At 42.4% G+C, this 12,313-nt stretch carries 10 protein-coding genes; 9 read left to right on the top strand and 1 reads right to left on the bottom strand.

Annotated elements, in window-relative coordinates; all coding sequences use genetic code 11:
- Nucleotides 1-12 precede the first annotated feature (12 nt).
- From rraA to AC5YCI_RS00695, 9 genes are all read left to right on the top strand, one after another.
- On the top strand, nucleotides 13-519 hold the full coding sequence (gene rraA / locus AC5YCI_RS00735; protein WP_496129126.1) for a ribonuclease E activity regulator RraA: 507 nt from the start codon (nucleotides 13-15) through the stop codon (nucleotides 517-519).
- A 165-nt stretch (nucleotides 520-684) separates the two neighbouring features.
- Nucleotides 685-1,041 (top strand): hypothetical protein, encoded by a 357-nt coding sequence (locus AC5YCI_RS00730; protein ID WP_496129127.1) that lies wholly within the window; start codon nucleotides 685-687, stop codon nucleotides 1,039-1,041.
- 94 nt (nucleotides 1,042-1,135) lie between these two features.
- Nucleotides 1,136-4,603 (top strand): transcription-repair coupling factor, encoded by a 3,468-nt coding sequence (gene mfd / locus AC5YCI_RS00725; RefSeq protein ID WP_496175109.1) that lies wholly within the window; start codon nucleotides 1,136-1,138, stop codon nucleotides 4,601-4,603.
- Nucleotides 4,604-4,750: 147 nt separating this feature from the next.
- Nucleotides 4,751-5,185, top strand: a complete 435-nt coding sequence (locus tag AC5YCI_RS00720) for an HIT domain-containing protein (RefSeq protein WP_004976660.1) — start codon at nucleotides 4,751-4,753, stop codon at nucleotides 5,183-5,185.
- Between the two features lie 25 nt (nucleotides 5,186-5,210).
- A complete protein-coding gene (locus tag AC5YCI_RS00715; protein ID WP_496129213.1) occupies nucleotides 5,211-6,674 on the top strand; it encodes an adenylate/guanylate cyclase domain-containing protein in 1,464 nt (487 codons plus the stop codon).
- 216 nt (nucleotides 6,675-6,890) lie between these two features.
- Entirely contained in the window at nucleotides 6,891-7,397 is a 507-nt protein-coding gene (locus AC5YCI_RS00710) for a low molecular weight protein-tyrosine-phosphatase (RefSeq protein ID WP_496129129.1), read from the top strand.
- 8 nt (nucleotides 7,398-7,405) lie between these two features.
- The gene (gene murB, locus AC5YCI_RS00705; protein ID WP_496129214.1) at nucleotides 7,406-8,443 is read left to right on the top strand and encodes a UDP-N-acetylmuramate dehydrogenase; all 1,038 of its coding nucleotides are present in this window, start codon (nucleotides 7,406-7,408) and stop codon (nucleotides 8,441-8,443) included.
- A 3-nt stretch (nucleotides 8,444-8,446) separates the two neighbouring features.
- A complete protein-coding gene (locus AC5YCI_RS00700; RefSeq protein ID WP_496129130.1) occupies nucleotides 8,447-9,532 on the top strand; it encodes a YdcF family protein in 1,086 nt (361 codons plus the stop codon).
- Entirely contained in the window at nucleotides 9,533-10,561 is a 1,029-nt protein-coding gene (locus AC5YCI_RS00695; protein ID WP_496129131.1) for an alpha/beta hydrolase, read from the top strand.
- 36 nt (nucleotides 10,562-10,597) lie between these two features.
- Here the strand turns inward: AC5YCI_RS00695 and AC5YCI_RS00690 are convergent, their stop codons facing one another.
- Nucleotides 10,598-12,268 carry an FMN-binding glutamate synthase family protein gene (locus tag AC5YCI_RS00690; protein WP_496129132.1) on the bottom strand — a complete coding sequence of 557 codons (1,671 nt, stop codon included), beginning with the start codon at nucleotides 12,266-12,268 and terminating at the stop codon, nucleotides 10,598-10,600.
- Nucleotides 12,269-12,313: the final 45 nt, after the last annotated feature.

The raw sequence follows: 12,313 nt of genomic DNA, 5'->3' as shown, positions 1-12,313 counted from the left end.
AGGGTTAAGCACGTGGCAGCATTTGTAACTTGCGATTTACTTGACGATCATCCAGAGCTTGATTTACAGGTGCTTTCACCATCCATTGATGGTAAAGCGTTTAAAAGCTATGGGGCATGCAAAACCTTTGGTGGCCAGGTGGTGACGGTCAAATGTTACGAAGATAATTCTCGTGTTAAAGAGTTATTAGCAAGCGATGGTACTGGTAAAGTCTTGGTGGTCGATGGTGGGGCATCGATGCGCTGTGCCTTAATGGGCGACTTGATTGCAGAATCTGCAGTGCAAAATCATTGGAACGGCGTGGTAATTTATGGCTGTGTACGTGATGTTGATGCTATTGCGGCGCTGGATTTAGGTGTATATGCCTTGGCAGCGACGCCGCAAAAAAGTACCCGCAAAGGTGTTGGTGAAGTGGATTTAACCTTAAGCTTTGCTGGTGTTGTCATCCGCTCAGGCGATTATTTATATGCTGATAACAATGGCATGATTATTTCGCGTAAAGCCTTGGTTAAGCTCTAATGGTTATAACACCCATGCAATAGCATGGGTTTTTTATTAAGTAATTTATCTTTGGACTAATGGGCTTGCTAAAAACTAAACCAATGGCCTGAGTATAAGTAGCGCAGTATGCTATGTCCGGTTAAAAGCAGTTACACTGTGCATTGGCTTAGTAAGGTAAATACGATGTTTGATAAAGTACGTCAGTTGTTTAAAACTAAAGAAGATCCACGATTGGTATTTATGCGTGAGCATCACATAGAATGGGATGACAGTCTTGGTTATAGTGTAGGCGGTGTGGTATTAAATGAGACGTTGTCTGAGCGTTTGGAGTATTTTTCCAACCGTCGCTTAAGAAAATTTGATGATTTAAAAGCGCTCTATTTTGCCGCCATGCTGATTAATGAAAAAATTGATTTGGAAATGGCCACAGGCCGTTATGTGGCACGTTTAGGCAATACACCAGAAAACTTAACTGAGTTTAAAGCGATTATTGCACTTTTAGGTGATTACTACCGTCAATTTCTACGTGAAAAACGTTAGGTCAATGTGGATAATCGATTGCACATAAAAATTACATAAAGCTTGAAAAACATCATGTTAAGATAGAAGCCTGTCTTTCATGCTTAGAATGGCCATGTTTCAAGATTCCATTACACAGCTTCAATTAAAACAACTTAAAGTCGGCGAAAAACGCTGGATCGGTAATTTGCAAGGTTCAGCCGCCGCGCTGTTATTGAAAGAAATCGCCAAAAATTTACCGCAGCTTTTGGTGGTGGTGGCACGTAATAATCAGCATTTGGCCCAGCTTGAAAGCGAGCTTGAATTTTATGGGCTTAAACCCACCATTTTCCCTGATTGGGAAATTCTGCCCTATGACCGCTTATCGCCACACCAAGACATTGTCTCTGAGCGTTTGGCGATCTTATCCAATATGCCAAAGCAAGGTATTTTATTGCTTTCTGCCTCAACCTTGGCTCAACGTGTGGCTCCGACGTCTTGGGTCTTAGGCGAACACTTTGATATTCATGTGGGGCAAAAGTTTGCCTTAGAGCAGCAAAAACAACGTTTGGTTCAAGCCGGCTATCAGTTGGTAGATACGGTGTATGACCATGGTGAATTTGCAGTGCGTGGCAGTATTATGGACATTTATGCCTCTGGACAAGAAGCCCCGATTCGGATTGATTTATTTGATGATGAAATCGAAAGCCTAAAATTCTTTGATCCAGAAACTCAGCGCACTACCAAGACCTTACAACACTTTACCGTGTTACCAGCCAAAGAGTTCCCACTCAAAGAAGCGCGTAGCCTGTTTCGTGATCGTTATGCGGAAAGTTTCCCAAGCGCCAATCCTAAAAAAAATCAACTTTATCAAGACGTATTAGAAGGTATTGCGTCACCGGGGATTGAATTTTATTTACCGCTGTTCTTTGATGCCAAAGCCATGCAAAGCCAAAGTACGCTATTTGATTATTTACCCGCCTCTGCAATTGTGATTACTGATAAATATGCCGAAGAGGGGTGGAGCAATTTTTATAAAGATGTCGTCACGCGCTATGAACAACGTCGTCATAATATCGACCAGCCGTTATTACCGCCTGAACAACTATTTTTAGCACCCAATAGTATTTTAGAGAAACTGAATACTTTTCCGCGTTTAATCGCTTCACCTGAGGCTTTTAGTACAGATAAAGCGGGTCATTTTAATTTAGCTACCCAAGCCCCGCCACGTTTACCGGTAGATCCAAAGCGTGAGAAACCATTTGCAGAAGTCAAAGCCTATGTCGATGCGGCCAATCATCCGGTGTTATTGGTTACAGAGAGTGCCGGGCGCCGTGAAACCTTAAAAGATGCCCTACGTAGCAGCCTGGGCGAAATTCCAGTGGTAGAGAGCTTTGAGGCCTTTCAGCAGTCCTTATTTGCCATTGCTATCACTCATGCGCCTTTAGATCGTGGTTTACTCATCACTGATCAACTCAGTGTGATTTCCGAAAATCAGCTCTATGAACATCGTGTGGTGCAGCGTCGTCGTAAACGCCAGCATGAGATTTCCGAAGAATATTTAATTAAGAGCTTAACCGAGCTGTCGATTGGTGCGCCTGTGGTGCATATCGATCATGGTGTAGGTCGTTATGCAGGTTTAGTGACTTTAGAGATTGATGGGCAAGATCATGAGTTTTTACAACTCGATTATGCCGATGGCGCCAAAGTGTATGTGCCTGTCACGAATTTGCATCTGATTAGCCGTTATAGCGGTGGTGATCCAGATTCGGCACCGCTGCATAAAATTGGTTCGGATGCTTGGAACAAAGCCAAACGTAAAGCACTCGAGCAAATTCATGATGTTGCGGCAGAATTATTACATATTCAAGCACGTCGTCATGCCAAACCCGGTTTTGGTTTTGAGGTAGATGAAAAAATGTATATGCAATTTGCGTCAGGCTTTGCTTATGAAGAAACTTTAGATCAAGCCAATGCCATTGAAGCCACGTTATACGATATGCAACAAGCCAAACCGATGGATCGTTTGGTCTGTGGTGATGTTGGCTTTGGTAAAACCGAAGTGGCGATGCGTGCAGCCTTTATGGCGGTGCAAAATGGCAAACAGGTGGCGGTATTGGTGCCTACCACGCTATTAGCACAGCAGCATTATGAATCTTTTAAAGATCGCTTTGCAGATTGGCCAGTACGTATTGAAGTCTTATCACGTTTTGGTTCGAGTAAAAGTCATCTCAAAACCTTAGAAGATTTAAAAGATGGCAAAGTGGATATTGTGGTCGGCACGCATAAAATCTTGCAAGAAAACGTGGAGTTTTCTGATTTAGGTTTAATGATTGTCGATGAAGAACATCGCTTTGGGGTACGTGATAAAGAACGTATTAAAGCCATGCGTGCCGATGTGGATATGCTGACCTTAACTGCAACACCAATTCCGCGTACTTTAAATATGGCGTTTGGTGGTATGCGTGATTTATCTATTATTGCCACACCACCCGCGCGTCGTTTAGCAGTCAAAACCTTTGTGCAAGAACAAACCGATGAATCTGTCAAAGAAGCCATTTTACGTGAATTGCTACGTGGTGGTCAGGTGTATTTCTTACATAACGAAGTCGATAGCATTGAACGGATGGCAGAAAATATTCGTCATCTAGTGCCAGAGGCGCGGGTAGCTGTAGCCCATGGGCAAATGCGTGAGCGTGAACTTGAGCAAGTCATGCAGCAGTTCTATCACAAAGAATACAATGTCTTGGTCTGCTCAACCATTATTGAAACAGGCATTGATGTCCCTAATGCCAATACCATTATTATTGAACGTGCCGATAAATTAGGGCTTGCCCAGTTGCATCAATTGCGTGGTCGCGTCGGGCGTTCGCATCACCAAGCCTATGCCTATTTGTTGGTGCCATCAATAAAAGGCTTAAAAGGCGATGCCGAAAAACGCCTTGATGCCATTCAACGTGCTTCAACTTTAGGTGCGGGTTTTATGTTGGCCACCGAAGATTTAGAAATTCGTGGTGCAGGTGAGCTATTAGGTGAACAGCAAAGTGGTTCGATGCATGCCATTGGTTATAGCTTGTATATGGAAATGCTGGAAAAAGCCACCAAAGCCATTCAAAACGGTAAAACACCGAATTTTGATGCACCGCTGGCGCTGACTTCAGAAATTAGCCTGCATTTACCGGCTTTAATTCCAGATGAGTATTTAGGTGATGTGCATCAGCGTTTATTGTTCTATAAGCGTATCAGTAATGCCACCACCCAAGACAAACTTGATCATATTCGTATGGAGTTGATTGATCGTTTTGGTATTGCCCCGCAGGCGGTCAAACATTTATTTGCGGTGCATCAAATTCGTTTAAAAGCAGAAACTTTAGGTATTACCAAAATTGATTTAAGTGCACATGGTGGGCATTTTGAGTTTTCGCCCGATACTCCAGTACAAGCGGGCAGCATTATTCAAATGATGCAACAACACCCAACTTATTTTAGGATGCAAGGTGGACAGCGTTTAAAGGTAATGCTGTTGCAAGAAGAGCCTGAAAAACGCTTGCAGTTTGTCAATGATATGCTGGACTATTTACTCAAAGACATCGCTAAAGCTTAAGAGGCTCGGCTTAAAGCTCGGGCAGGGTGAAAGCTTTGCCCGTTGTATTTTGATATTTATACTGAAAGCTTTATTCGGGCGTACTCAGGGCGAAATTGATGTGATAGTATTAGCCATCACTTTCATTTTGCGTCATAAATAAAGAATATGTTTAGTTTGCATCCACAACTTGCTCAAGATACATTTTTTGTCGGCGACTTTCCGCTCTCTACATGTCGTTTAATGAATGATATGCAGTTCCCTTGGCTTATTCTAATTCCACGCGTACCAGGGGTGACAGAATTATACGAACTCAGCCAAGCTGACCAAGAACAATTTTTACGTGAATCAAGCTGGTTATCTAGCCAATTATCACGTGTTTTCCGTGCCGATAAAATGAATGTTGCTGCTTTAGGTAACATGGTGCCACAACTACATTTTCATCATGTGGTGCGCTACCAAAATGATGTGGCATGGCCAAAACCAGTATGGGGTACGCCGGCTGTGCCATATAGCAATGAAGTGTTAGCGCATATGCGTCAAACTTTAATGTTAGCCCTACGTGGTCAAGGTGATATGCCATTTGATTGGCGTATGGACTAAGTCTGCGCTATAGGACGAACTCGTGTTGCCATTAGATTATTGGCTAGATCGCGAACCCAAGCAATTTAGCTATTTCCATCGTTTGATGGGATATTCGATGTTGTCCTTGGGTTTGTTGGTTTATACCTTTACCACTGATGGCAGCTATGCACCCCTGTATTTACCACTCTTGTTTATGGTGGTGTTGTTACTTAGCCCACGTTTAGCGCAGTGGTTACAGTATCGCTATAGCGTGCAAGTACAACGCAATATCTTGTTTTTAATAGATATTGCCATGGTTGCAGCGGTGCTCTCTGCAGTACATTTAAATCTGATAATTACCTTTTGTACCTTTGCTGCGCTGATTTACAGTACAGTTAATAGTAAAATTTCCTTCTTTATGATGTCTTTGGCAGGACTTTGGGGCATTACTGTCTTTTATCTTGCCAATATTTTTGTCTTTGGTTTTGGGGAGTATTTTGCCTCAGCCTCTACAGAACTTACGGTTTTGGCCTTTATTTGTTTAATTGCTTATTTTACTGTAGGGTCCGTTTATCAAGCACGCCGTGTTTATAGCGCTTCACAAAAACGTGAATACTATTATTCACAAATGAATCGCTATATGGAGTTTGCTAACCAACTGAGTCGTTATGCGCCGCAGCAATTGTGGCAATCGATTATGAAAGGTGAAACCGAAGCCAAAATTGAATACAAACGTAAAAAAATGACCATCTTCTTTTCAGATATTGAAGGTTTTACAGAACTCTCAGAAACGTTGATTCCTGACGATCTTGCCTTTGTCCTGAATGATTATTTAAGTCATATGACCGAAATTGCCAAACAATATGAGGCAACGGTTGATAAATTTATGGGCGATGCAATTTTAATTTTCTTTGGTGATCCAACCACACAAGGGGTTGAGCAAGATGCCAAGACCTGTGTAGATATGGCAATGGCCATGCGTCAGCAAATGAAAATTTTACGTGAACGTTGGATCAAGATGGGCTATCCAGCCTTACATATTCGTATGGGGATTAGTACAGGCTACTGCCACGTCGGGAATTATGGTGCTTCGCATCGTATGGCCTATACCATCGTTGGGCGTGATGCCAATTTGGCTGCCCGCTTACAAAGCGCAGCCGATGTAGATGAAATTCTGATTTCCGATGATACCTATCATTTAATTAAAGATGATTTTCTATGTGCGCCTAAACAACCCATGTTTTTAAAAGGCATTCAGTTGCCAGTAAAAACTTGGCAGGTCATGGAAAAACACAGCGCACGCCAAACCGAATATCAGCGTTGGTTCGATTATGAATATAAGGGCTTTCATCTATTGTTAAATTTAGATGAAGTGCAAAATTTTGAATATCCAGAACTGATTCAAGTGTTAGAAAAAATGGTGCAACGTATTCAAACCCAGCAACGCTTAGTCAACGCCCATGGTGTAGTGCGTTTAAATCTAGAAGATGAAGTGGTGGTAGATATTTTGGACGCCCCTACACGCTAACAGTGTCAAAGCTTGAGAGAAATGGGTGGAATCAATATCAGTCAACGCTGTCATTTAAGCAGGGGTGAACAGTATTTTAGCTGATTTATTTTGCGCCTATAGCACGATTATTTGCAGTAAATTTATACCTAATTCCACATTTATCCTGCCAAAGACAATAGGATTTTTGCCCCAAATCTCGTAACATAGACTGCTCTATATGTTGTGAGGTTTTCTATGTCATCCCCAACGCCCTATCAGGTGTTATGTGTATGTTTAGGCAATATCTGTCGCTCTCCTACGGCAGAGGTGGTGCTTAGGCAACATTGTGAGGCAGAAAAACTCTCCATCGATATCGATTCTGCTGGGACCAGTAATTATCATCCCGGTAAAGCGCCTGATCTACGCAGTCAACAGCATGCAAAATTGCGTGGTTATGACTTATCGCACTTGCGTGCACGTCAGATTCAACTTAATGATTTTATTCAATTTGATCTGATCTTAGCGATGGATCATGACAACTTAAAGAATCTAGAGGCCTTAGCACAACAAGCCAAACAGCACTTTGGTTTTGTACGAGCTGAGTTAGCTTTAATGAGCGCACATGATCCGATCTATCCAAATCAAGCTGTACCTGATCCGTATTATGGTGGTAGCGCTGGTTTTGAACGGGCACTTGATCAGTGTGAATCGAGTAGTCGCGCATGGGTCGCTTATTTTCAACAACAAAATTCACAGGTTTAAGAGAAGCCATGAATATTCAAAACAACGTGCAACTTAAACCGTTTAACACCTTAAGTCTAAGCTCAATTACCTCCCACTACGTTAAAATTCAAAATGTGGCGGATGTGCTGGATGCTGTGGCTTATGCGCATTTAACTGATTTAAATATTTTGGTGTTGTCAGGTGGCAGTAACATGCTTTTGCCTGAGCATGTGCACAGTCTAGTCTTGCATATGGATATTCAAGGCATTGATGTTGTCGCAGATGATGCTGAGTACCAGACTGTACGGGTGGGTGCAGGTGAAAACTGGCATCAATTTGTACTGTGGACGACACGCCAACAATTATATGGATTACAAAATTTAGCCCTGATTCCGGGTTTGGTGGGGGCTTCACCGGTACAAAATATTGGTGCCTATGGGGTTGAGGCGGGTGAATTTATTCAGTCAGTCCAAGTCTACGACCGTCAACACAAGCAGTTACGTTCCATTGTAGCGGCTGATTGTGATTTTGCTTATCGACATAGTGTGTTTAAAGATGAGCCAGATCGTTACATTATTACCCATGTTACCTTTCATTTACCCAAACGGGCCGAACTGAAGCTTGGCTATGGCGACTTAAAAGCAGCAGTGGGCGAAGAAAAAACCTTAGAAAACCTACAACAACAAGTAATTCAGATCCGTCAAAGTAAACTGCCAGATCCAAAAGACTATCCAAATGTCGGTAGTTTCTTTAAAAATCCAGTGGTGACTTCACAAGTCTTTGCGCGAATTTCGCATGAATTTCCTCATTTACCACACTATCCGCAGGCCAGCGGTCAGGTTAAATTGGCTGCAGGTTGGCTCATTGATCAAGCGGGTTGGAAAGGCAAACAATTGGGCAAAGTGGGCATGTTTCATAAACAAGCCTTGGTCTTGGTCAATTATGCCGATGCGAACCTAAGCGATGTACAGGCCACTTACCGTGCGGTACAGCAGGATGTGTATCGTAAATTCCATATTCAGCTTGAACCTGAGCCCGTGCTGTTTGCAAAAGATGGTTCACTTTGTGCGCATACGGACGCCTAATTGATGTTGCGATTGGTGCGCTTTGCGGCGATCTTTTTTGTCTTTCTCGGTGTATTTATTGTATTTTTATATTCACCGTTTTATTCAAAATTGGTGGTGAAAACACTGAATCAATTTGTGCCGGTAGATGTCAATCCAGTAGCGGCCAGCAGTCAAAAGCGTGGTGTGCTTAGTCCTTCAGAAAATTTGGAGCCGGGCTCTGAGCTGTGGATTGCGCGCCAAGCCTATCTGGCTGTCATGAAACAGCAGATGCAAAGCAATAACTCACATACGCTGACCTTGGTGCATGCACGTTATAAGGCTTTACAACAAAAAATTGAGGCGCAAAAGCAGGAGCGTACTCAACATGAGTTGGCTTTGCCCTTGTTTGCCGCAGAGCATGAAGCATCATTAGCCCAAGAAAATCAGCTTTACAGCTTTGATTTACAAAGCTCAGCCAATCAAGCACTCATGCAGCAATATCGTGATTTTTTAATCACGCATCCGCTTGACATCGATGCAACGCCAGTAGATGAAGAGATTTTCCAAGATATTGCACTGATTCATCAACAGAATGCACAACTGACACAGACAGCGCATGAACCTTATGCCATTGTGGTGTTAGGGGGCGGTTTGACCTTAGCCAAAAATGGCAAAGATATTATTGTCAATGACTATACGCGCTTACGTTTGGAAACCACTTTAGGCATGGCCAAACAATATCCAATGTTGCCTATTGTACTCAGTGGAGTTGAAGCACCTTATATGCAGCGCTGGTTAAAACTACGTGGACTAGATGCTCAGCTTTTGGAAAATCGTAGCATGAACACCTGTGAAAATAGTCGTTTTAGTTCTTTATTATTACAAAAAAAAGGTGGTGCGCCACGCGTGATTTTAATTACTGATGCTTATCATATGCCACGTACTCGGCGTTTATTTGCTTTAAATGGCATTCATACTGTGCCAGTTGAAGCCCCAATGCCCACCGAATTAACCCAGTGGCAACCCAGTATGCAAAATTATGATCATAGCCGCCGTGCCAATTATGAAATGTTAGCCACTCTACGTGATGTACTGTTAGGCTCAAGCGATTGCCGCGAGGTGCCATAAATGTCCAATATTCCATTTTTAAATCCGAGTATCTTAAAACAACTTAATTTGCCGGTACCGAGCCGTGAACAGACACCACAATTTTTACCTGAATTAAACTTAACTCAGCCAGATCAACCTTCTGTAGAAATTCAAGCCTATCGGCGCTTATATGGTTTGGATCAATTGGAGGCTGAGCACTGGCAGGGCTTTATTCAAATGCCATTGTTTAAGCTGCATGTACAAGTGTTTAAGCCCAAAGTGGAGCAGGTTAAAGGCACGGTATGGGTACTACATGGTTACTTAGAACATAGTGGGATTTATCAGCCGATCTTCCATGAATTGCTCGCGCAAGGTTTTAGTGTTTTAACCTATGATTTGCCAGGGCATGGCTTAAGTGATGGTTCACCGGCCAATATCCAAAATTTTGATCATTATCAACAAGTATTACATGCGGTCTATCATCGGGTCAAAGATGCACCGCAGTTGCTTGGTCCTTGGCTGGGAATTGGACAAAGTACTGGTGGGGCAATTTGGATGCATCATTTACTTGATTTTGCTGAGCAACGTAAAAATCCTTTTGTACAGCGTGTGTTGCTCTTATCGCCTTTAATTCGTCCGGCCAAATCGGCCTGGTGGCATAATCCTGTGGGATTGGGGATTATTCGTCGTATTAAACGCCAAGTGCCACGCCATTTTAGACGCAATAACCATAATCCAGAGTTTTTACGCTTTATCCGTTTAAAAGATCCGTTACAGCCGCGCATGATGGGCATGGATTGGATTTTAGCCATGTCAAAATGGATGCTGCAAATGGAATTGCGCCCAGCTTGCCGTATTCCTGTTTGGCTCGCGCAAGGGGCGCAGGATCAGACCGTAGACTGGCGTTATAATATTGAATTTATTCGACGAAAATTCCGTCTGCAAACTTTATTAATGTTAGAAGAAGGCTCACATCAGTTGATCAATGAGCGCGCTGATATTCGTGCTGCACTCACCGGATTGATTCCTGCCTTTTTACATGCCCAAAGCAGTGGCGATTATTATTAACATACCTATGAAAAAGAGGCTGTAAGCCTCTTTTTTTTAAAACTGTTCTAATTGAGCTAAATTCCACATTCGATAATAGAAATTATCTTCATCTTTTAAATGTGGATTTAATAACTCATTGGGCTTGAGCCAAAAATGCAATTGGGCATAGTTTTTAATTTCGCGATCATTGACACGCTGTGCTAAATGATGAGCCTTTACATCGGCAGGGTGACATAAACCTGCTGAGGCAATCATTTCAGCTAAGGCGTGCATGGTATTTTGATGAAAATGGAACACACGCTCAGCTTTGGTGTCGACATGCAGCGCTTTTTGGCGATCTTTATCTTGGGTAGCCACACCAACAGGGCATTGATTGGTATGACAACTCTGTGCCTGAATGCAACCAAGAGCAAACATAAAGCCACGTGCTGAGTTACACCAATCGGCTCCGGTGGCCATAATGCTGGCAATATCAAAAGCACTAATAATTTTACCACTGGCGCCTACTTTAATTTGCTCGCGTAGACCTGCACCTACCAAGGTGTTATGTACAAATAATAAGCCTTCTCGTAACGGCGTTCCCATGTGATTAATTAGTTCAATAGGCGCGGCTCCTGTGCCACCTTCAGCGCCATCCACCACAATAAAATCGGGGATAATTTGCGTATGTAGCATGGCTTTGACCATACTCATAAACTGCCACGGTTGCCCAATACACAATTTAAAGCCCACGGGTTTACCACCGGATAAATCGCGTAATTGTTGAATAAAGTGCATCATTTCAATGGGGGTGCTAAAAGCAGGATGACGTGATGGCGAAACACAATCTACCTCACGACTCACTCCTCGAATTTGCGCAATTTCTGCACTAATTTTATCTTTAGGTAAAATACCGCCGTGACCAGGCTTCGCGCCTTGTGATAGTTTAATTTCAATCATTTTAACTTGGGGGAGAGCAGCTTGTTTAGCAAATTTCTCTGGATCAAATTGGCCATCTAAAGTTCGACAGCCAAAATAACCACTTCCCAATTCCCAAATAATATCGCCACCATGTTCTAAATGATAAGGACTAATACTGCCTTCACCTGTATCATGATAAAAATTCCCCATCTGTGCGCCTTTATTTAAAGCTCGAATGGCATTGGCACTTAAACTGCCAAAACTCATGGCAGAAATATTAAAAATAGAGGCTGAATAGGGTTGGCTACAGGCGTGATTACCAATGGTAATACGAAAGCTTTGTGGGTCTGCAGGTTTACACGGGTTGAGGGCATGGGTCATAAAACGATAATCGGCTTGATAGACATCAATAATCGAGCCAAAAGGCTTATCGGCATTTTCATTTTTAGCCCGTTGATAGACCAGACTGCGTTGCATACGTGAAAAAGGCAGCGCATCTTGATCAGATTCAATAAAATATTGACGAATCTCAGGACGGAAATCTTCAAATAAAAAGCGAAAATGTCCCATAATTGGATAATTTTTTAAAATAGAATGCTTATTTTGGAGCACATCATATAAACCCACTAAGCTGAGTAGACCAGTGATCAGCCAAATACTATTGATGACTGTATCTGACATAAAATAATACAAATAGTGCGGGTCATAATATAAACGTAACCAAGTAAGAAATAATGCTAAAAAAATACAAGCGAACCAAATCGAATGTCGTGAAAAGAAAGTATTAAGTAATTTATGTCTGACGAGTTGAGCCGGTCCTGCCATTTCAGCGTGTCCTATTTTTGTCGTTTTAGCTACTGTGCCAAGATT

Source organism: Acinetobacter sp. CY17, from assembly GCF_059515825.1.
Note: the sequence above shows the minus strand (reverse complement) of the source record. Positions and strands in the feature narration are given on the sequence as shown.

Excerpts from the sequence above, each read along its gene's own strand:
- AC5YCI_RS00710 (WP_496129129.1), top strand. The coding sequence starts at position 6,891 with ATGTCATCCCCAACGCCCTATCAGGTGTTATGTGTATGTTTAGGCAAT.
- AC5YCI_RS00695 (WP_496129131.1), top strand. The coding sequence starts at position 9,533 with ATGTCCAATATTCCATTTTTAAATCCGAGTATCTTAAAACAACTTAAT.
- AC5YCI_RS00720 (WP_004976660.1), top strand. The coding sequence starts at position 4,751 with ATGTTTAGTTTGCATCCACAACTTGCTCAAGATACATTTTTTGTCGGC.
- AC5YCI_RS00690 (WP_496129132.1), bottom strand. The coding sequence starts at position 12,268 with ATGGCAGGACCGGCTCAACTCGTCAGACATAAATTACTTAATACTTTC.
- AC5YCI_RS00730 (WP_496129127.1), top strand. The coding sequence starts at position 685 with ATGTTTGATAAAGTACGTCAGTTGTTTAAAACTAAAGAAGATCCACGA.
- AC5YCI_RS00700 (WP_496129130.1), top strand. The coding sequence starts at position 8,447 with ATGTTGCGATTGGTGCGCTTTGCGGCGATCTTTTTTGTCTTTCTCGGT.
- mfd (WP_496175109.1), top strand. The coding sequence starts at position 1,136 with ATGTTTCAAGATTCCATTACACAGCTTCAATTAAAACAACTTAAAGTC.
- murB (WP_496129214.1), top strand. The coding sequence starts at position 7,406 with ATGAATATTCAAAACAACGTGCAACTTAAACCGTTTAACACCTTAAGT.